The 19,811-nt window shown below is 36.9% G+C and carries 17 protein-coding genes and 4 pseudogenes; 13 read left to right on the forward strand and 8 right to left on the reverse strand.

What is annotated here, in order from left to right; all coding sequences use genetic code 11:
* Window positions 1-9: 9 nt before the first annotated feature.
* The 9 genes from ABH957_RS10345 (at window position 10) to ABH957_RS10385 (ending at window position 9,476) form a co-directional block, all read left to right on the forward strand.
* Window positions 10-1,440 carry a HAMP domain-containing sensor histidine kinase gene (locus tag ABH957_RS10345; RefSeq protein WP_002034822.1) on the forward strand — a complete coding sequence of 477 codons (1,431 nt, stop codon included), beginning with the start codon at window positions 10-12 and terminating at the stop codon, window positions 1,438-1,440.
* A gap of 66 nt (window positions 1,441-1,506) precedes the next feature.
* A complete protein-coding gene (locus tag ABH957_RS10350; RefSeq protein WP_002089688.1) occupies window positions 1,507-2,289 on the forward strand; it encodes a DUF3919 family protein in 783 nt (260 codons plus the stop codon).
* Window positions 2,286-3,320: an ABC transporter substrate-binding protein gene (locus tag ABH957_RS10355; RefSeq protein WP_002143816.1), complete on the forward strand. Its 1,035-nt coding sequence runs from the start codon at window positions 2,286-2,288 to the stop codon at window positions 3,318-3,320. Before ABH957_RS10350 ends, ABH957_RS10355 begins: the two co-directional genes overlap by 4 nt.
* Before the next feature lie 19 nt (window positions 3,321-3,339).
* On the forward strand, window positions 3,340-4,674 hold the full coding sequence (pgtP, locus tag ABH957_RS10360; RefSeq protein WP_002184617.1) for an MFS transporter: 1,335 nt from the start codon (window positions 3,340-3,342) through the stop codon (window positions 4,672-4,674).
* A 248-nt stretch (window positions 4,675-4,922) separates the two neighbouring features.
* Entirely contained in the window at window positions 4,923-6,107 is a 1,185-nt protein-coding gene (locus ABH957_RS10365; RefSeq protein WP_404511147.1) for an efflux RND transporter periplasmic adaptor subunit, read from the forward strand.
* On the forward strand, window positions 6,104-6,784 hold the full coding sequence (locus ABH957_RS10370) for an ABC transporter ATP-binding protein (protein ID WP_002089682.1): 681 nt from the start codon (window positions 6,104-6,106) through the stop codon (window positions 6,782-6,784). The genes ABH957_RS10365 and ABH957_RS10370 overlap by 4 nt, the downstream gene beginning before the upstream one ends.
* Entirely contained in the window at window positions 6,781-7,983 is a 1,203-nt protein-coding gene (locus ABH957_RS10375; RefSeq protein ID WP_404511149.1) for an ABC transporter permease, read from the forward strand. Before ABH957_RS10370 ends, ABH957_RS10375 begins: the two co-directional genes overlap by 4 nt.
* 124 nt (window positions 7,984-8,107) lie before the next feature.
* Window positions 8,108-8,788, forward strand: a complete 681-nt coding sequence (gene yknW / locus ABH957_RS10380) for a YknW family membrane protein (protein WP_000425723.1) — start codon at window positions 8,108-8,110, stop codon at window positions 8,786-8,788.
* A gap of 217 nt (window positions 8,789-9,005) precedes the next feature.
* Window positions 9,006-9,476: a sigma-70 family RNA polymerase sigma factor gene (locus ABH957_RS10385; protein ID WP_404511151.1), complete on the forward strand. Its 471-nt coding sequence runs from the start codon at window positions 9,006-9,008 to the stop codon at window positions 9,474-9,476.
* 54 nt (window positions 9,477-9,530) lie between these two features.
* Here the strand turns inward: ABH957_RS10385 and ABH957_RS10390 are convergent, their stop codons facing one another.
* Window positions 9,531-10,037: a competence protein ComK gene (locus ABH957_RS10390; protein WP_404511153.1), complete on the reverse strand. Its 507-nt coding sequence runs from the start codon at window positions 10,035-10,037 to the stop codon at window positions 9,531-9,533.
* A gap of 192 nt (window positions 10,038-10,229) precedes the next feature.
* Between ABH957_RS10390 and ABH957_RS10395 the strand changes: the two genes are divergently transcribed.
* Window positions 10,230-10,628 carry a DUF4359 domain-containing protein gene (locus ABH957_RS10395; protein WP_404511155.1) on the forward strand — a complete coding sequence of 133 codons (399 nt, stop codon included), beginning with the start codon at window positions 10,230-10,232 and terminating at the stop codon, window positions 10,626-10,628.
* 76 nt (window positions 10,629-10,704) lie between these two features.
* On the opposite strand, the pseudogene ABH957_RS10400 reads toward ABH957_RS10395, so the two are convergent.
* A pseudogene (locus ABH957_RS10400) lies at window positions 10,705-11,073 on the reverse strand (MFS transporter); the annotation flags it as partial.
* Window positions 11,074-11,092: 19 nt separating this feature from the next.
* A pseudogene (locus ABH957_RS10405) lies at window positions 11,093-11,260 on the reverse strand (ABC transporter substrate-binding protein); the annotation flags it as partial.
* A 231-nt stretch (window positions 11,261-11,491) separates the two neighbouring features.
* On the opposite strand from ABH957_RS10405, the gene ABH957_RS10410 reads away from it, so the two are divergent.
* Complete coding sequence (locus ABH957_RS10410; RefSeq protein WP_353050948.1) at window positions 11,492-11,716, forward strand: hypothetical protein; 225 nt, start codon at window positions 11,492-11,494, stop codon at window positions 11,714-11,716.
* A gap of 753 nt (window positions 11,717-12,469) precedes the next feature.
* Entirely contained in the window at window positions 12,470-13,168 is a 699-nt protein-coding gene (locus tag ABH957_RS10415; protein WP_404511157.1) for a hypothetical protein, read from the forward strand.
* A 243-nt stretch (window positions 13,169-13,411) separates the two neighbouring features.
* On the opposite strand, the pseudogene ABH957_RS10420 reads toward ABH957_RS10415, so the two are convergent.
* The 3 genes and pseudogenes from ABH957_RS10420 to ABH957_RS10430 all read right to left on the reverse strand — a co-directional run bounded on the left by ABH957_RS10420 (window position 13,412) and on the right by ABH957_RS10430 (window position 14,664).
* Window positions 13,412-14,065, reverse strand: a pseudogene (locus ABH957_RS10420) (IS6 family transposase).
* 199 nt (window positions 14,066-14,264) lie between these two features.
* Window positions 14,265-14,438, reverse strand: coding sequence for a DUF2922 domain-containing protein (locus ABH957_RS10425; RefSeq protein WP_404511159.1), 174 nt, complete (start codon window positions 14,436-14,438; stop codon window positions 14,265-14,267).
* A gap of 21 nt (window positions 14,439-14,459) precedes the next feature.
* A pseudogene (locus tag ABH957_RS10430) lies at window positions 14,460-14,664 on the reverse strand (DUF1659 domain-containing protein).
* Window positions 14,665-14,775: 111 nt separating this feature from the next.
* Between ABH957_RS10430 and ABH957_RS10435 the strand changes: the two are divergent.
* Window positions 14,776-15,261 (forward strand): VanZ family protein, encoded by a 486-nt coding sequence (locus ABH957_RS10435; protein ID WP_404454676.1) that lies wholly within the window; start codon window positions 14,776-14,778, stop codon window positions 15,259-15,261.
* A 155-nt stretch (window positions 15,262-15,416) separates the two neighbouring features.
* Here the strand turns inward: ABH957_RS10435 and ABH957_RS10440 are convergent, their stop codons facing one another.
* Both ABH957_RS10440 and ABH957_RS10445 read right to left on the reverse strand, forming a co-directional pair.
* Complete coding sequence (locus tag ABH957_RS10440) at window positions 15,417-18,173, reverse strand: DEAD/DEAH box helicase (protein WP_404511161.1); 2,757 nt, start codon at window positions 18,171-18,173, stop codon at window positions 15,417-15,419.
* A complete protein-coding gene (locus ABH957_RS10445; protein WP_002068435.1) occupies window positions 18,157-19,776 on the reverse strand; it encodes an SWIM zinc finger family protein in 1,620 nt (539 codons plus the stop codon). The genes ABH957_RS10440 and ABH957_RS10445 overlap by 17 nt, the downstream gene beginning before the upstream one ends.
* Window positions 19,777-19,811 lie beyond the last annotated feature (35 nt).

Genomic DNA, 19,811 nt, shown 5'->3' on the forward strand with positions numbered 1-19,811 from the left:
GGTGATGATATGTCTTTAAAACGAAATATGGTGTTTGGGATAGTTGGATTGTTGATTCCAATTCTTGTTCTTTTGTATGCGGTTGTTTATATTGCACTGGAGAAGAATGTGTATCATAATGCGGCAGATTCCTTAGAAAAGCTAAGTGTGGAAGCGCAAATTTATACGATGAATTATTTAGAGAAAGAAGCAGAAGTAGAGACGTTAGGGCCTAATTCGCTTTTAATTGCTTCGTATTTAGCGAAGCGAATGGATGTCCGGGTGCAGATGATTGGGAAGAATGGAGATGTTGTTGCAGATACACAAAAAGGAGCGTTACTTCATCGGAATATTGACATCGAGAGTTCTTTGAAGGGAAAGAAATCGTATGTTTTCGAGGAGGGAGACCCAGCTCCAATTCTTTTGTTTTCAAGTCCGGTTTATTATGGAAACGATGTCATTGGAAGTATTCGTTTTATAAATGAGTTAACGGATGAGAAGGAAGTTTTAACAAATGTAAGTTGGACGTTTTTAATGACGTCGCTTTGTTTAGTAGCTGCTGGTATTTTCTTTGCGATTCGTTTGGCGAAGTCTCTTCATAAACCAATTGATCAGTTAAGGCAAATGGCATATCGGCTTGCGAATGGAGATTATGAAAGTAAGATTGAGCTGAATGAGTATGTGGAAATTGCGCAGCTTTCAGCGTCCTTTAATGCGATGGCTGATGGGATTGAGCTGCATATTAAGCAGCTGAAGGAAGAGAAAGAGAAACAGAAAGATTTCTTGGACCGCATTACGCATGAGCTGAAAACACCGCTAACAGCGATTATCGGTTATGTGGATTTAATTCCGAAGTTGCAGTCGAAGGAGGATGTGCAGGAGAGCCTCCGTTATGTGTCTGTAGAAAGTGAGCGTCTATTATCACTTGTAGAGGAATTACTTAAGTCTTCAAAGTACGGGAAGAGTACGTTTGAAGTGTCACCTACAGTCGTGAATATTAAAGAATTGGCAGAAGAAGCGGTTTCGATTGTGAAACTTAGGTTGCAGCAGTTTGAAATTGAAGTTATGAATGAGTTAACAGAAGTACACGTCGTTGCGGATTTTGATAAGACGAAGCAAATTTTCTTGAATGTGCTTGATAATGCGATTAAATATAGTGATGCTACGCAAGTTCGTATGAATGTAATTATAAATGAGCAGGAAGCGAAAGTTTTTGTTCATGATGATGGTATTGGTATGGATGAAGGTGTGCTTGCAGAATGGAATGAGTCTCCGGAAGGTAAGGTGCTTCCTTCAAGTTACGGGAATGGCTATGGCTTATACATTTGTCAGGAGATTATGAAGAAGCAAGGCGGAAGTATGCGAATTGAGAGTAGTGAAGAAATGGGAACTACAATATGCATTACATTTTTACTCCCGAGACGGATGGAAGACATAAAAAACTTGAAAGCGGTTAAATGATACATTTATGAAACAATTATGCGGTATTTTCGAAACAACGTTTTTTTATCTTGGAGGTAGGCAGGAATGAAAAGGCTATCATTTCAAATTCTTATGTTTGTCTTTTGTATGATCGTTTCTCTTATTTTGTTTTATGTTATTGAGAAGCAAATATATAATCGAATTACAATTGTGGATGACAAACAAGCCGTTTTACAAAGAGTGAATGAATCCCTTCCTACTGAAGTGAAAGTAAGGCATGAGAAGTGGGGAGAAATTGTTGTAACGGATGAAGTTCGTTTGCATACGATTGTTTCATTCTTTGACCGAATTCGAATAGAGCCGAGAGAAGCGAGGAATCAAGAACAAGTATTTACTGGAGAAGTAACGTACTTGAATGGACATAAACGTACTTTTGCAGTAGGTGACTTGTTCCAGTACGAGGCTAATGTATACGGAAAGAATGGTACGGATCCGATGATCTCAGCATTTCAAACGTATTTGTTAAGTCTGTATTATACACCAGAGCGCATTAGTAATTTCTTTGCGGAGGCAAAGGAAGTTGTAGTGAGGCAAGGGGATGTAATACGTACTATAGATCTTACGCAAATATTTGATTCTATTCGATACGCAAAGCAAATTACAGATTACGGAGAAATTCAGAAATTATTACAATCACAGAATGAGCCGATTGCTTATATTACTGCCTATAAAACAGGCAAACGTGTAAAGAATGAGCGGGAGGATATTCTAACTATTTCTGTGTATCCATCGTACTTTGTTGTGCAATATCTCGGTGATAATAACGGGAATGTCATGTATATGAAGGGCTCCCTAGCAGAATTCCTTGTAAAGGAGAGTGTGTCATGAGAAAGATAGCCTTTTTCTTCTTTTTGCTAGTAATCGGAGGAGCGATGTCTAGTTGCTCTCGAGATACAACCTCTATTAAATATAATAAAAGTGGTCTCCCTATTTTGGATGATCGTCATCTCGTTGCGTATGTAGCGGCCCGCGAGGAAGTTGGTGAAGCTTTGCTTTCGTCATTTTGTAAACAACGCGGGTGTACATATGAATTTATTCGTCTATCGACAGAAGAACTTCTTCGGAGAGTAGAAGAGGAAGCTGGAAATCCGAAGGCGGATATTATTATTGGCGGTACAGTAGATGCGCATCAAATGATGAAGCAAAAGAACCTTTCTATTCCTGTTACGACCCAGCATGCGAATCGTATTTCAAAGACTGTTAAAGATAAAGATGGTTATTGGTACGGTTATGAAGTGGAGAAACTGGCAATCGCGATTAATAAAGAGCGGTGGAATGAAGAAATAGCGCCGCTCGGTCTTCCATATCCATCAAGGTGGCAAGATTTATTAGATCCGGTATATACGGGTAAGATTGCAATGCCTGATCCAAACGTTTCCGGCACAGCATATACTTTGTTTCAATCACTTATTGATACTTTAGGTGAAGAAGAAGCGAAAGAGTATGTTAAGAATCTTGCAAGGCAAGTTGGTGAAGTAACGGTGAATGGTTATATGCCCGCAGAACTGGTTGCGAGCGGTGAATATATGATAGGCATCAATTTTGCGGGCGATCAGAGAATGCTTCAGAAACAAGGCTTTCCTATTGTAAGTAACGAACCTGAGCAAACAGGCTTATCTGTTAATGCGATTTCGAAACTGAAGCGTGCACCGAGTGGTTTTATTGCGGACTTATTTATTGATTATTGTTTATCAGAAGAAGCGGGGCACATTTTAGAAAAAGTTTCGTTTGGCGTACCAACGATGTTTGCGAAGAATCAGAAAGAGATAGAAGGTCAGCCGGTTAGAAGGACGAACAAAAATATATCAAATAGTGGAATAATCGAGATATGGAATAGACAGCGTCTCTCTCAGCAGTGAGAAAAGGAGACGAAAGAATATGTTTAAATGGCTTAAGCCAGCACCTGCAATTGAGAGATTGCCGGCGGATATGATTGACAGGGTATACAAATTATTACGTATTCGTGTGCTAATGGGAATTTCAGTTGGGTATGCTGCTTATTATTTAGTGCGCAGTAACTTTACGTTATCAAGTACGTATTTAGTACAAGAATATGGTTTTAGTACAGCTGAAATTGGATTGCTAGGTTCAGTAATGGCAATTGTTTATGGATTTAGTAAGTTCTTTATGGGGAATTTATCGGATAAAGCTTTCGCCCAGCGCTTTATCGCAGTCGGATTATTCTTATCAGGGCTTGTAAATATTTGTTTCGGTTTTGCATCTTCATTTGGGATGATTGTTACATTACTTGTCTTAAATGGTATTGTACAAGGTATGGGAGCACCACCTTGTAGTATCGTTATGACGAAATGGTTCTCGAAGAAAGAACGTGGTACGAAAACAGGTATTTGGAATATTTCACATAACGTTGGTGGAATGCTAGTGCCGCCCCTTGTCGGAATTGGTGTAGGTATTTTCGGTGAAAATCATTGGCAGGGCGGGGTATTTATTTTCCCAGCAATTATCGCAATGGTAATTGCAGTTCTTGTTTGGATTAATGCGAAGGATACACCAGAATCTGAAGGTCTTCCTCCAATTGATGAGTATCGTAATGACTATGAAAATCTTGAAAAAGCAGATAATGCTAATAAGATGTCACCAAAAGAAATTTTAATGAAATATGTAGTGACAAATAAGTTCGTTTGGTATTTATGTATTGCAAATGCATTTGTTTACTTAATTCGTTTCGGTGTTATTAACTGGGTTCCGCTTTATTTAACGACAGTTAAAGGTTTTTCAAAAGCAGAAGCGCATGCTGCATACGCGATTTTTGAAGGTATGGCAATTCCAAGTTCATTAATCGTTGGTCTTTTAAGTGATAAGTTATTTAAAGGAAAACGTATGCCATTATGTATTATGAGTATGGCCGGAGTTGTTGTTGGTACGGTTGTATATTGGCAAGCATCTAGCGTACTTGTTGTAAGTATTGCAGTTTCTATTATCGGTTGTTTAATTTACGTACCACAGTTTTTAATCGGTTTAAGTGCGATGGAATTAGTACCGAAATTTGCAGTAGGTACAACAGTTGGTATGTGTGGTCTGTTCGGTTATGTAGGCGGAAGTCTTGTAGCAAACGCAGCAATTGGTGTTATTGTTGATCGTTCTGGCTGGGATGGCTGCTTCATCTTACTATTAGCAGGCGGTATTTTATCAACAGTATTCTTATTTATCGTTCAACGTGGACATGAGAGAAAAGGTCCTAAAGTGGCGTAATAGTTTATTCAGAAAAGCGATCCAATCATTATTTTGGATCGCTTTTTTTATATAAGGAAACCTTTCCTTAAAACTATCTTAAAAGATAGAATGTCATATTTCTAATCATTGGTATTTTTGTTACAATATAAATGATTGTGTAAAACTTTGTAAAATGAGTGTAACAATGTAAGTGGGGATGCAATTTTCCGAAAGTTTTATACAATTAAATATCTATTAAACTATTAAGATATAAAAGGAGAGAGAATATGTTACCAAATACGGTTCGTACTCCAAACAAGAAGAAGAAATGGATTATCATCGGAGTTATTGCACTAATTGTTATTGTAGCAGCAGTTAATATTTTTGTTATGCAAGGTAAGAAGAAAGGTACGGCTAATACAGATGCTGTAAGTTTTGAGAAAGTGACAGAGCGTAAGCTTAATAATACGAAGTTAATTTCTGGTCAGGTGAAGCCAGGGAATATTGAAAGTTTTTATGCGGATCCGACTAAAGGAAAAGTGAAAGATATTGCGGTGAAAGAAGGACAAGAGGTAGAGAAGGGAACGAAATTATTCTCTTATGATAATGAAGAAATTAATCTTCAAATGAAGCAAGCCGAGCTTGATCAGAAGATGGCTGATATGCGTTATGATCAAGGGAAAAAGAAGATTGATTCATTGAAGAAAGAAATTAAGAAAGCAAAAGATGGCGGGGCTGGGAAAGAAGTAACAGACCCAATGGAAGAGCAAGTGAGTGAGTTAGAAATGGCTCAGAAAACAACTGATCTTGAGAAAGAAAAAGGGAAGTTACAAAAAGAAGAGTTAAGTAAAAAACAGAAAGAACTTACGATTTATAGTAATTTCACTGGTGTTGTACAAAAGTTAGACAAAGATGCGGCACAAAGTTCATCTCAAGCGTTAGGTGGTCAAGGGAAAGCATTTTTACAAGTTGCTTCTAAAGACCCGTTCCAAGTTCAAGGGACTTTAACAGAGCTTCAAAAGTCACAAATTCAAAAAGATCAAACGTTCACTGTAACTGCGAAAGCAAATAATAAGAAAAAGTGGACAGGTAAGATTACGGAAGTAAGTGAATTCCCAACGAGTGCAGAGATGGCTCAAGCTGCTGGTGAGGGAACTCAAAATATGTCTCAATATACATATAAAGCAAGTCTTGATAGCCAAGATGGTTTATCTCCAGGTTATCACGTTTCTCTGCAAGTAAATTTAGAGAATAAGACGATGATTGCTGTTCCAAGTAAGAGCATTGTAGAAAAAGGCGAAGATGCATATGTTTATATCGAAGACAAAGGAAAACTTCGTAAGCAAAATGTGAAAAAAGGTGCGAATGATGGAGATTGGACAGAGGTTGTTGAAGGCGTAACAGTGGGGCAAAAGGTGGTTAAAAATCCTTCCGACAACGTGTATGACGGAATGGAAGTGAAAGAGAAATGATTACGTTAAATAATATTGCTAAAACATATTATCAAGGAAAATTGGCAGTGCCGATTTTACATGGTATTAGTTTAACAATTCAAAGCGGTGAGTTCGTTTCTATTATGGGACCATCTGGTTCTGGTAAATCAACGCTTATGAATATTATCGGCTGTTTAGATCGTCCAACAGAAGGTGAATATATGTTGAATGATGTGAATATCTTAACAGCAGACGAGTCAAAACTAGCTTTAATTCGTAATGAATATATCGGCTTTGTGTTCCAGCACTTTAATTTGCTGCCGCGTCTTTCCGCAGTGGAAAACGTTGAACTTCCGCTCATCTACGGTGGAGTGAAGAAAGCAGAGCGTCGTCAAAGAGCTCTTGAAGCGCTTGGAAAAGTTGGATTATCAGATAGAGTAGACCATTTACCTAGTGAATTATCAGGTGGACAGAAGCAACGTGTAGCTATCGCAAGATCGATTGCAAATAATCCAACGTTCATTATGGCCGATGAGCCGACAGGTGCGCTTGATACGAAGTCTGGTGCACAAGTTATGGATATTTTCACGAAGCTAAATGCAGAAGGTACGACGATTGTTATGGTTACGCATGAAGAAGAGGTAGCAGCGTATTCTTCCCGCCGCATTGTACTGCGAGATGGGAAAATTACAGAAGATAGAAGGTGTGCAGTATGAGTTTACTAGATAGTATAAAAATTGCCCTATCTTCTATTTTAGCTCATAAACTGCGTTCAGCTCTTACGATGCTCGGAATTATTATTGGTGTTGGTTCTATTATTACTGTCGTTGCGATTGGGCAAGGCGGGGAAGCGATGCTGAAGTCGAAATTTGCAGGTTCTGGTGGTAATAACCTTATGCCAATTCAATTTAAACCAGATATTAATGATGAGTTTGCTATAGGTGGATTTCAAATACCGAAGTTAACTGAAGAGGATATTTTGGAAGTAAAACAAGTGAAAGATGTTTCACACGTTATTACGACAAACCAGAATTCAGAGGTACTTGATGTAAATGATAAAAAAGCAAATCTAAATGTTATTGGTCTTGATAATGAATATTTTGCGGTTAATAGAGTAAAGGTCGTAAAGGGACGTACTTTAAATGAATCCGATATTTCTCATGCAAATAACGTTGTGATGATTAGTACAAAAACAGAACAGACGTTATTTAAGGACGTAAACCCAGTTGGACAAATTATTGAGATGAAGGGGCAGCCAATGCAAATTATTGGTGTGTATACATCTGACAATGAGTTTATGGGATTTGAAATGGAAGAAGCGTTAATTCCCCTTACTTTATGGCCTGTTTTATACGGAACAGATGAGATTCAAAGTATAGCAATTCAATCTAAAAATGTAGACAATTTAGAATCAGCAGGGAAACAAGCTGTTGATGTATTAAATAGTCGTAAGCCAAGTGAAATTCCAGGTAAATATGAACTGGTGAATTTAAAAGAGTTCCAAGAAAATGTTTCTAAAGTTACTAATATCATGACGATGATCATCGGTGGTATCGCTGGTATTTCATTAATCGTTGGTGGTATCGGTGTAATGAACATCATGCTCGTATCTGTAACAGAGCGTACACGTGAAATTGGGGTGCGTAAGGCACTTGGAGCAACACGTAGTAAAATTTTATTACAGTTTTTAATTGAAGCAGTTATGTTAACGCTTCTAGGTGGTTTAATCGGAATTGGTCTTGGATATGGCGGGGCATATATTGTTTCCACATTTGCGAAATGGCCACCGCTCGTTTCATGGGAAGTTGTCGTTGGAGGCGTATTGTTCTCTATGACACTCGGTATTATTTTCGGATTAATTCCAGCAAACAAAGCTGCGAAATTAGATCCAATCGAAGCACTTCGTTATGAGTAGATTATTAGTGTAGTAGAGAAGTTCTCTACTACAAGTTACCGTTCTAGTGGGCGGTTCGTAGCCTCTACATGAGGATGTGAACCGCCCGTTAGAACGGGTTATATAAATAGAGGGAGGCGTTATAATGGAAATGAATATTAATACGCAAGATGAAGGTGCGAAGAAGCCGTCATTATTTGGAATGGTTACTTCTCCAGGCTTACAGTTTGAGAGAATGAAGACGAAAAGCCCAGTCTGGGGAGGATTTTTCTTATTTCTTTTAATGGGGACAATCTTATCAGCAGCGGTAGCTTATTTAGGGTTACTTAATACTCCGGAGCTAGCGAAGCTGGTTAAGGATGATACGACGGGGATAATGAAGTGGACTACACTTGGATTTGGATCTATTGGAGGTCTAGTTGGAACAGCTGTTGGTCTTTTTGTGGTAGCAGGATTTTATAAAGTTATTATGATGTTTATGAGCAATGATACTCCGTATATGAAGATATTATCTATTTATATATATGCAAATGTTGTCTTTTATGTTGGTAGTCTTCTTAATGTAGCTTTAGGATATATTCTTGGTGGGAATGGTGCTGATAAATATACAAGTTTAGGGCCTTTATTTGAACAAGGAACAATTGCATATGGTATTGGTTCTGCATTTGAAGTCTTTAACATTTGGAGCTTAATTTTAACTGGATTAGGCTTGCATATCGTTGCTGGTTTAAGTAAAAAACAAGCAATAATTTTAATTTCTATATTCTTTATCCTTACAATTGGGTTTAGTATGTTAGGCGGCATGTTCTCTGATTTTGGTGCATAACATATTATTTTAAAAAGGTGACTCTCTCGAGAGTCACCTTTTTTATTTTTACCCCTATTTCAAATACCCCCATCAGAATTTCAAATACTGCCTAGTGTAAGTTCAAGTTCCGTCAGCAGTATTTGAAATTACTCACAATGAAATTTCTTTTTTTATTTTATATTGTAGAGGTACCGCGGAATACTGAAGAGGTATACCTTTTAGAAACGGGTACTTTGTGAAGCCAGAGACTTTTGCAGATACGGTTGTTTTGTATGAAGGTATGATTGTAAATCAAATAAAGAGGTTAAATATTTACCAAGATTATGAAGAGTATTATCAATGTAGTTTAATTGGCCTTTGGCATGCTTATGAAAGATATGAGGAGGAGAAAGGTAGTTTTCCTGCTTATGCGGTTGTATCGGTACGTGGTTATATATTGGAGAGGTTGAAGAAAGAATGCGTAGTGCAAGAGAGGTATGTATGCACTGATCAGTATGAGGAACGATTTGAGTGTGAAGATGCAGGAACGAGAGCGAAGGACTTTATGAGTGTGTTAGATGATAGGGAGAAGCACATCATTTCAGAGCGGTTCTTTGTAGGGGAAAATATGGGAGAGATAGCCAATGAAATAGGGATGACGTATTATCAAGTGAGATGGTTATATCGACAAGCGCTTGAGAAAATGCGAGATAGTGTAAGGGGATAAGAATAATAAATAGAATGGAAGGCAAGGGAAATATTGCGTTCCATTCTATTTACTTTAATACATTAAATGTGGCAAGAGGTTTTTTACGTGTAGTGAATCTTTCATGTTCATTCGGGATAATACATGCCCAGCTTTCAAGAATTGTTGCTGCAACTTATGAGGACTGATTAGTATTGTTACGGTAGTTCCATTTGAAAAACGAATGATCGATGGTTTAGTTTTCCTAGAAAACTCTATATCATCTATATGGTTATAGAACAACCAAATACAGTTTGGAGAAGAAGGAGATTCTGTTGGGAAAACGCAAATATATTCTCTATGATTAATTGGAATCGGAACATTTCGTTTGAAATTAAAGTTTGCTTGGACTGCATGCCGTCTACCTTGATAAGTAGAATGAACATTTGTTAGACAAGATTTCTTTATGAGCTGGATAGCTGTTTGGCAAGAGTGCAGGGGGTCACCGCTACTATCAATAATTTTTGTCCGGTAATAAGGGTGTTTGCAAGGTTCGAGCATCATTGTAGAACGAGAAATAAAAATATCATTTTCATTATCCATGATTCTAAATCCTCCCTTATAGAAATTAATTCGTATATAATTATATATATGAATTATGTAAAGTTACTATTAATCTTCTGTTGCGTATTGTAAATTTTTACTGTTCGTTTACAATCAATAGATGATAGTCTTTCTAATTTGCATCGCTTGTACATATATATGAAAATAGAAAAGAGTAGGCGGTGATATAGCATGAAGAAAAAATATATTATTATGGCTCTAGCTGTTATTCTCTTAGTTTATTTAGCAAATAGTAATCCGGGTAAGGGAGAATATACGGATTGGGCAGCAAAACAATTTATGAAGCGTAATGATGTGAGTAAGAAGCTAGACGAGGTTGAGAAAGAAAACAAAGAGGGTATACTTGGCGATATAGCATCGGCGGGAAAGAAATTGGCAAATAAGTATGTTGAGCCACAAGTTGGATTATTAATTGATCATTATACAAAGCGAAATGATTATATTTTCTTCTCGACATATAAGACAGAGTTTGATGTAGGCGGAGAGAATTATAAGTATGTTTGTGTTGGTTTTTCAAACATCTTTATCCCGATTGAAATGCCGAAGAAAAAAGACGAATCTGCAAAATAATGCAGATTCGTCTTTTTGATTTACGGAGTAATTTGAACTTCAGATACAGTTTTTTCTATGAGGCGTGCACCTTTTTTATGGGGTTAACGACAAGTAATGTAACAATCATTCCGAATGAAGATGTAAATCCGAAATAAATATTTACAAACCCTGATAAGAATGAACCGACTGCGATAAAGCGCTGGGCGAAAGCTTTATCGGATAAATTCCCCATAAAGAATGTACTAAATCCATAAACAATTGCCATCATCGAACCGAGTAAAATCCGATTTGTGATGTACTGAAACCATACTCTTGTACTAGATAACGTAAAGTTACTGCGAACTAAGTAATAAGCAGCATATCCAACTGAAATCCCGATTAGCACACGAATACGTAATACTCGATAAATCATATCTGCTGGTAATCGTTCGATTGTTGGCGCTGGCTTAAGCCCTTTAAACATATAATTTCGTCTCCTTTTCTCACTTTTGAGAGAGACGTTGCCTATTCCATATCTCGATTATTCCACTATTTGATATATTTTTGTTCGTCCTTCTAACTGGCTGATTTTCTATCTATTTCTCATTCTTCACAAACATCGTCGGTAAGCCAAACGATACTTTTTTTAAAATGTGCCCCGCTTCTTCTGATCAGGTTATGATTGTTGCTAATAGTTCAGCTAGAAATGTTAGTAATGGTGATACTGGGAAAATTATTGCTTATGATGATAAAGGTGTGTGTGTCTTGATCTGGATGGCAGAGAGATTTTTTATAAATATGAGGATACAGAGGAAGTTGTTTCGTGATATGCTTTCACTGTTCATAAGAGTCAAGCTAATGAATATGAAAAGGTTGCTATATTTATAGAGAATTAACCTAAATTGAATACAAATAATTTATTATATACAGGTATTACGAGGGCGAAGGAAGATTTTAAATTATATGTCCCTAATGAAAATGTTTTAAGTTATATGTTAAATACTATACCAGAATCTATTTCTGATGTGACGTGGAATAATGTGTGTGATAAAGTTCGTAAAGTCTTAGATATGAAAAATTATCTTTCTAAAACAGAAAGATGGCTCGTTGAGTTTGTTGTATTTTAACCTTTTTGGTGCTACCAATACCGAAAGGGATTTTTTATGATTTTACAGGCGTTATTATAACATAACGTCTTAATTTTATTAACTCTGACTAATGGGAAAAAGTCTCAACTTATTTTGAAAAGGTGTACAAATGTCTCAAAAAAAAGTACACTTTTTTGACACACTTTTTACGAGACTCTATCGTTTTTGCTTAAAAGAAGTTGATTTATAGCTATTTTAAAAAAATGAACTTATACATGTCCATAAAATACCTCAAAAATAATGAGACAAAAGTTCACCTATTTTACAAACAAAAAACTTTTTCATGATAGTCAGTGAACAAAAACATAGACCTTATGGTGTAATAAAAGTGGAGATGAATTGACGATTTACAAAAACGTGAAAATGTGAACAAGTTGTAACATTCTTTTTAGAACACATTAGACTACGATTTCAATATGAAATAGGCGAGACCATCCTCGCTTCTTGAAATCAGAATATTAAGACATGGGAATAAGTGTAAAATTATATAATTTATGACTATTATTAAGGTTGACAGGGAATAGAGAATTCATTAGCCTTTAATTAGAAAGTTCCTTTATTTCAAATTGAAAATTAACAAACGTATGAAAAATGGTATAAAGCATGAATAAGCATAAAATTTCAGTTAAAGGGGTAGCACGCACATCGAAGTTAAGATAATTAACGAATGCTGGTGGTACGCCTAATAGGGGTCACCATATATGAAAATAATATTGCGAAAAGGAGAAGGAAATGTACAGTATAACAAATGGATTAAAATATGATGAATCATTGGTTTTAAACCCAAAATACAGATACGATTTTGTGAGTATTAATTATCAAGCTGATTTTGGGTATGAATCTATCTTTGTATTTAGAACAATTAAAGAAGGAAATGGTATGGGAAATGTACTAATTGATTTAATTAACGAATCCAATATTAATGCAATTAGTACTAACCTACACGGTGATTGTCATTTTCATAGATTTAAAAGTATAGACCTTGCAAAGGAAATAACAGAGAAAATTTCTTTAGAGAAAATAAAAAGCACATCAAGTGATGAATACTATGCAATTCTACAAGAACAAAAGTATAAACTTAATAATGGTGTATCAGTTGAAGGTTCTGATTGTATACACTTACCTGTTTTTAAATATCTATTATTGACTCAATATCACCATCCTGTTGTAAATATGAATAGCACTAATTTAGCACCTATATTTCAATTACAGAAGGAAGATATTTGGCATAATAACAGGTGTTTTAATTTCAATGATATCTCTAGACTAGATGTAGATAAAGTAGGTTATGAACTAGATCCCTCTACACCGTGGAGGGAGGTTAAAAAAATTATTGAAGAAAAAAAAGAAGAGTGGATTAAAAAGAGCTATAAAAAGTCCGATAAAATTTCAAAATTAAGACAATTACAAAAATACATACCCGTTGAGTAATAAAAAGAGAATATTCATCTCTTTATTTTAAATGTAATTATCCTCTATGAACACTGTTGTAGTAAGGGTTTTCAGCCCTTAGCGTACAATTTTCCCGAAATGATATGGTGCCCCCTATACGGAAAAACGGGTTCTGGTGCAAAAAGGTGATAAATAAAAAAAATCAAGGATTCCTAACGGAATCACCTGTTAAGCAGTTAATCCAAACAGCTGGTTGATAAAAATATTCTGATTTTGGACAGACTAGTCCTGCAAATCAATTTGTTCTTTTTTGACCATATGCATGGCTTCAACACCACTCAATATAGAGGCTGATGTTTTGTATGATTTAAATCCCAACATAGAGCGTATACGTTTTTTAATAAAACGATGATCTTGTTCTACTATGTTATTTAAATATTTTATCCTTCGGATTTTGGTGCCTATTGGTATCCTTTTTTCTTTCTTCAGCTGTTCGATAGCAATTGGATAAGCAGGGTTCTTATCAACCGTGATGATACGAGGTTTTGAGACATGAAAAGACCGCAAGGCTTTCTTGAAGAATCGCTTTGCAGCCTTATGATTTCTAGATTTACTCAAATAAAAGTCAATCGTGTTTCCTTCAGAATCAACGGCACGATATAAATACATCCATTGTCCTTTTACTTTTATATATGTTTCGTCCACTCTCCATGAGTTATTCGTTTGTTTGAGATGACGTCAAATTCGTTTATCAAACTCTGGCCCATATTGATGTACCCATCGCATAATAGTTGTATGAGCCAGGAATAACCCTCGTCCCTCCATCATTTCCACCAAATCACGAAAGCTTAAGTTGTACCGTAGGTACCAACATACAGTTAACAAGATGATGTCTGGTTGATAATGTTTCCACTTAAATAAATTCTCCTTTTCCATACTGATCACACATCTTTTATAGAGTAGCACTATCAGTATTTCCAAGTTTAATAGATCATTTTCATATACTTCGAAGTTTTTGCACTAGAACCAGCTTCCCAGTCTTTCTTTAATAGATGTTTTTCCATAAAAAAACCTCCACATGTAATATGTAAGAAGATTATCTCATGGGTTATTTACAAATGGCAGGTGGGGAGTATTAGACGCTTACTTTACAGGTATTTTCACCAATTGATGAAAATACAGATGGAGAAAGAATGGTATCCATTACTTGATTTACGACGTGTTCATTTACGGGTGTAATGGGATTATTGATAGAAAAGACAACTGTTTTTCCATCTTCTTTCACGAAAATTAAATCTAGTACTTGCATGCTTTATTCCCTCCTTTTTATTTATAGGTTAGAAAGATCTGACGTGCTTACAAGTTGTACAGCGTGAAGCAAGAGCACGTGCTACTTCATGTACTTTTCCTAAATCTGCATTTGTTTTTACACGTTTGAATTGCTTGTTCTTAAAAACTGTTTTACCGTTTTTGTCTAATCCTCCGTTTAATACAAGGCGTAAAGTTAAATCCATTACGATTGTTTCAACTACCATGTTTATCACCCCCTTTCACTTTATAAATAGGGTGTAAATGTCATGTTTTGGCGTGAAATTTTTTCTTTTTTTTGGTACTCTTAAAAGACTAAGAGAGGAGCTTTCGGGAGAATGAATCGTAAATGGTTATTTTGGATTCCTGTATTACTATGGATGGGGATTATTTTCTATTCTTCAGCACAGCCATATAAAAAACAGGATATGCGCTCGGATATTGAGCAATATGTAAATGTTGAGTTTGTAAAAGAGCATTTTTCATGGGTATCTATTGATTATGGCGGAGGTACGCCTGTTAGTATCGCAAATAAAGGTGTAGGTGGATTTGTTGAGTTTTTCCTTCGTAAAGGTGCTCATTTTATGGTGTTCTTTATGCTCGGTTCACTGACGTATTATGCTTTTCATCGATCGGGTTATTCGAGAAAAAGGTGCTTTGCATACGCCCTCCTTTTCGTTGCGGGGTATGCAACATTTGATGAAATTCATCAATGGTTTACGGGAGACCGTACACCGATGTGGCAAGATTCATTGCTTGATACGTGCGGCGGGTTAACAGGAATTATAATAAGCAATTGGTTTTGGCATAGAAAAAGGAGCTAATCTCAGTTAGAGATTTGCTCCTTTTTCATTTATCCCGCTATTTGTGGGAATAGAAATATCCACCTTATCCCGCATTAACTGCCTGTAAAAGCCCGATTGGTGAAGGCTAATAATCAGTGGGGGATGAACAAAACCCCACTGATTAAAGTTTCACTTTATACGCCAAGTAATTCTTTTAGTTCGTCGGTTGATAGTTCGGTCATCCAACTATCGCTTGTAATGACGGCGTTGTTTAATGATTGTTTTCGTTCTAACATTTCATCAATCTTCTCTTCAAGTGTTCCCGTTGTAATAAGCTTATGAACGTGAACGAAGCGTTTTTGACCGATGCGATAAGCACGGTCTGTTGCTTGGTTTTCTACAGCTGGATTCCACCAACGGTCATAGTGAATGACATGGTTGGCGGCAGTTAAGTTTAATCCTGTTCCGCCGGCCTTTAACGATAAGATGAAGATGTCATACGTTCCGTTTTGGAACTGCTCAATCATCTTGTCACGCTCTTTCTTCGGTACGCTCCCGTTTAAGAAGAGGACGCGCTGACCAAATGTTTCTTCTAACATACTTTTTAGCATGTTCCCCATGCCAATGTACTGAGTGAAGATTAAGCAACTTTCATTTTGGTCTTTTATATTTTCGATGAGCTCCATTACCGTTTTTGTTTTCATAGAGCGCTCGACGATATTTTGTGGTTCTTCTTCTTTCAAATAAAGGGCTGGGTGATTACAAATTTGTTTTAGCTTGTTCAGCATAAGTAATATAAATCCGCGTCTTTCAATTCCGCTTAATCCTTCTACATTTTGTAATGTATCTTGAACAAGTTGTTCATATAAGGAAGCTTGTTCGCCAGTTAGTGGACAATAAGCTTTCTGTTCTTGTTTATCTGGTAAGTTTAATGCGACCGTTTGATCTTTCTTCGTACGACGCAGTAAAAACGGCGAGATAAACCGCTGAACTTGCTGGATTTTTCCTTCATCGCGGTCCTTTTCAATCGGTGTGACGAAGCGGCGCTGGAATTGTCCTAAGCTTCCGAGATACCCATGATTGATAAAGTCGAAAATAGACCAAAGCTCAGCAAGTCGGTTTTCCATCGGTGTACCGGTTAAAGCAATTTTGTGATTTGCTTGTAGGTTTCTTACTGCTTTCGACTGTTTCGTATGTGGGTTTTTTATATTTTGTGCTTCGTCTAAAATAACGGCGTCCCAGCATAACGTACTAAGTTCTTCTTCATCAAGCTGAGCTAATGCATAAGAAGTTAATATAACATCTGCTGATTGAAGAAAATCTTTAAATGACTCATCCTTAGATCGGTTACTTCCATAGTGTAACTGAACACGTAAGCTTGGTGCGAAACGCTCAAATTCTTTTTGCCAATTTCCAAGGACTGATGTTGGTGCCACAATTAATGCAGGACCTGTTTGGAGATTGTTTTCTTTAGCGTATAGTAAGTAAGTTATCGTTTGAATACTTTTTCCGAGTCCCATATCATCGGCTAATAACGCTCCAAATCCAAGCTTTCGTAAGTATAGCAACCACTCAACACCGTGTTGTTGATACGGGCGGAGTGTTGCTTGTAGTGAAGATGGTACATCTACTTTTGGAATATCTCCAATGTGCAGAAGTTTTTGGAAAAGCTCTTCGTAATATCCATCTAGCTCGATTTCAATATCGGTAAACGGACTATCGTCTTCTACAATTTCTGTTTCTGCCGTATTAGATAAATGTTGCTGCAACACATCTTTCATTTCAAGTCCATATTTATCGGCACGGTGCATTAGTTTTTTTACTTCTTCAATAAAGGCAGGATCAAGTCTCATCCATTGACCATTTAAATTGAAAAGACGTTTGTTTTGTTCAACGAGTTCGAAAAATTCGCTTTCTGATAAATCAATTCCGTCCGTTGAAATGCGCCAGTCGAAATTAACGAGCGTATTCATGCCGAAGAAAGACTGTGTTTGTGCTGTACTTTGCTTCAGCTGTACACGCAACCTCGGTTTTGTTGCTTTTAAATTTTGCCACCATGATGGTAGTAAAATTGTAATACCTGCTGCCAGTAATTCATTACTTGCTTCGGTTAAGAAGTTCCAAGCTTCCGTTTCAAAGAGTTCTTCTCGGAACTTGTCGTCTTCTTTTAGCCATGGTACGAGCTTACTGAATCCTTCTTGTGTTTCAAGGATACGTTCTTCGTAATCGTGCCATCGTTTTGGTAAGGAATCGATACTTTCATATACATATATGCGATGTGCACCACGTTTTGGTGTAACGATTGTTTCAAGCTTCCACATTTCAAGTTCTTCTTGCGGTTCTTGTAGTCTTAAGCCGACTGTAAATGGAAGATCATCTTCAATGTAACCAATTTTTCGAAGCCAATCTTCTTCATGTAGTGCTGCTTCCAATTGCCTTTTCGTAAAGTCGTAATGTTCATATAGTCTCTTTGCATCTTCCCATCCGTCATTTGAGCGAGCATCTTGCAAAATACTTTCGTTCACAGCGGCAGAGAAAAGAGATGCTAACATGTCATCTTCAATTGAGGTATTCTGAACTTTCCAAGATGGCTGCTGAGACCAATGCTTCATGTCAGGTGTGAAGCTGCCGCTGACGAAAGCGTCCCATAATTCACTTGCGTCCTTTGTAAGTGCCGTAATAGGACCGTTCATTTGCATATTTGCAAATGAATTCATCGGTTTATTTGCGATGTATTCAAATGCCTGGGCATTCGTTAACATAACGCCTTGTTTTCCCTCGTACGTTGCTTCTTTTAAAAACGTTCCGTAGAAAGAAGTAGAGTGCCATGCGAATGCATTTTTTTTCCAAGTTGCTACGGATAAGAGAGTACCGCTATCATCTTCTACCCAAAGGAACCAACCTTGACTAACGTGCTGGAGCCTAATTGTTACTTCAGTTTGTATGATCATCGATTAATTTTCCTCTCCGTAATTCCTCTTGTAGTGCACGCAGACGTGAATGTAAGTTAGCGATATGAATAATGAAAGCATCCCATTCATCAGTTCGCTTCAGTCGTTTATAAAGCATACGTAATTTCTTTAAGTAACGAACGGCACGTTTATATGATTTGCGATTTCGCTCTTCAATTGCTTCCATTGCGGCATGGTGATAGAGAGGAAGTGCTGCTTCGGGCGCTTCTTTTTCAATATCTTTCAATGGTTCTTTCAAAAGTTCGATTACTTCGAATCCATATAAGAGCTGAAGTTCCGTCCATGCATGGTATTGTTTCTTCGCAAGTACATATTGTTCATAATTTGTGAAACTATACGGTAATAGTTCTTGTAAAATCATTTCTAATCCCGCTTGTTCATTCGTATGCGTTGCATATGTCTCATACATCATCACAAATAATCGAACGATATCTTGTATGAAGACGGTATTCTCTTGTTCCGTTATCGTTTCTTTTACTTGTTTATAAGTAAAGGAAAGCCAATCTTTAGCGCGGTCCCACTCCATCGCACTTAATAATTCTTCTAACCAATAGAAGTAAAGGCTCACAACAGAAGAAGGCTGTTTTTCCAGTAATTCCATTGCCGATACATCTTCACCGTTTAAAAAGAGCAGGTGAGAAGATGCTAATGCTTTGGAAAGTGGATTGATTTTAGTATCGATTCGTTTTTTTTCTTCTTGTAGCTGCTCTTCTGTTCTTAACAGTTCACCCCATACGTGACGATAAATGAAGAATCGCTCTTGTGTATAGGCATCGGTAGAGAAGAATGCTTCATGTATGAGCCGCGCTGTTTCTTCTAAAATCGGTTTGGATTCTTCTGGAATCGCCTCTGTTTTTAGGTCCCTAACGGTAGATTCAACTTTATCAACGAATAGGCGAACGACGTTAACTGGTTGGTGATAAGAATATAGTTTGTTTGCTTCAAATTCTTGAATTTCTTCTAATAATTTTTGAAAGCAATAAAGTGCCGCGTGCAACTTAAATAATTCATGAATAGCAACGATGCGCGGAGCTTTCCGTTCTAATTTTGTATAGAAGTCTGTAAAAAGACTCATAAGAAAATACATTTGTTTATAAGTGAGCCGCGCTTGTTCTTTTTTAAATGATTCATATTCATTTTCAAAGTATGTTTGCCAACTTTTATAATCCATTTCTTCAAAAGCTGATGATTGCAATACTTGTCGTGCAGTTCGAATAGGAGGAAGAGAAGGTTTTGTATTATTTTTGAATAAAGTTAATACATCTCCTACTTGCCCAAAACTAGAAGCTGCAGATAGTAACACAGCAAGCATATGCTGACATTGCGTTGGCGCGAAGCAATCGCAATAGCTTTCAGTGACATTACGAATCGGGATGTGAACGCTATATACACTGCCTTCAGCATTTACAGTTCCGGATAGCGTATAGCCATCAAAGTCAACGTTATAGACAACACCACTACGATATAGTTGCCGAGCTGTAGCGACATGCTCTTGATCAGCAACTTGCTGTGGATCAAGCCCTTGAACGAACTCATTCGCAATCATCATAATTTCATCTTTCGTAATTGAGTCTTGCAGCATAATATTCCTCCGTACACAGATTTCTTTCCTTTACC

Origin of the sequence: Bacillus sp. RC242 (assembly GCF_044908245.1) — a bacterium.
In the GTDB taxonomy this organism is placed as follows: domain Bacteria; phylum Bacillota; class Bacilli; order Bacillales; family Bacillaceae_G; genus Bacillus_A; species Bacillus_A mycoides.

Coding starts and splice junctions, on each gene's coding strand:
- ABH957_RS10345 (WP_002034822.1), top strand. CDS start 10: ATGTCTTTAAAACGAAATATGGTGTTTGGGATAGTTGGATTGTTGATT.
- ABH957_RS10350 (WP_002089688.1), top strand. CDS start 1,507: ATGAAAAGGCTATCATTTCAAATTCTTATGTTTGTCTTTTGTATGATC.
- ABH957_RS10355 (WP_002143816.1), top strand. CDS start 2,286: ATGAGAAAGATAGCCTTTTTCTTCTTTTTGCTAGTAATCGGAGGAGCG.
- pgtP (WP_002184617.1), top strand. CDS start 3,340: ATGTTTAAATGGCTTAAGCCAGCACCTGCAATTGAGAGATTGCCGGCG.
- ABH957_RS10365 (WP_404511147.1), top strand. CDS start 4,923: ATGTTACCAAATACGGTTCGTACTCCAAACAAGAAGAAGAAATGGATT.
- ABH957_RS10370 (WP_002089682.1), top strand. CDS start 6,104: ATGATTACGTTAAATAATATTGCTAAAACATATTATCAAGGAAAATTG.
- ABH957_RS10375 (WP_404511149.1), top strand. CDS start 6,781: ATGAGTTTACTAGATAGTATAAAAATTGCCCTATCTTCTATTTTAGCT.
- yknW (WP_000425723.1), top strand. CDS start 8,108: ATGGAAATGAATATTAATACGCAAGATGAAGGTGCGAAGAAGCCGTCA.
- ABH957_RS10390 (WP_404511153.1), bottom strand. CDS start 10,037: ATGGATAATGAAAATGATATTTTTATTTCTCGTTCTACAATGATGCTC.
- ABH957_RS10395 (WP_404511155.1), top strand. CDS start 10,230: ATGAAGAAAAAATATATTATTATGGCTCTAGCTGTTATTCTCTTAGTT.
- ABH957_RS10415 (WP_404511157.1), top strand. CDS start 12,470: ATGTACAGTATAACAAATGGATTAAAATATGATGAATCATTGGTTTTA.
- ABH957_RS10425 (WP_404511159.1), bottom strand. CDS start 14,438: ATGCAAGTACTAGATTTAATTTTCGTGAAAGAAGATGGAAAAACAGTT.
- ABH957_RS10435 (WP_404454676.1), top strand. CDS start 14,776: ATGAATCGTAAATGGTTATTTTGGATTCCTGTATTACTATGGATGGGG.
- ABH957_RS10440 (WP_404511161.1), bottom strand. CDS start 18,173: ATGATCATACAAACTGAAGTAACAATTAGGCTCCAGCACGTTAGTCAA.
- ABH957_RS10445 (WP_002068435.1), bottom strand. CDS start 19,776: ATGCTGCAAGACTCAATTACGAAAGATGAAATTATGATGATTGCGAAT.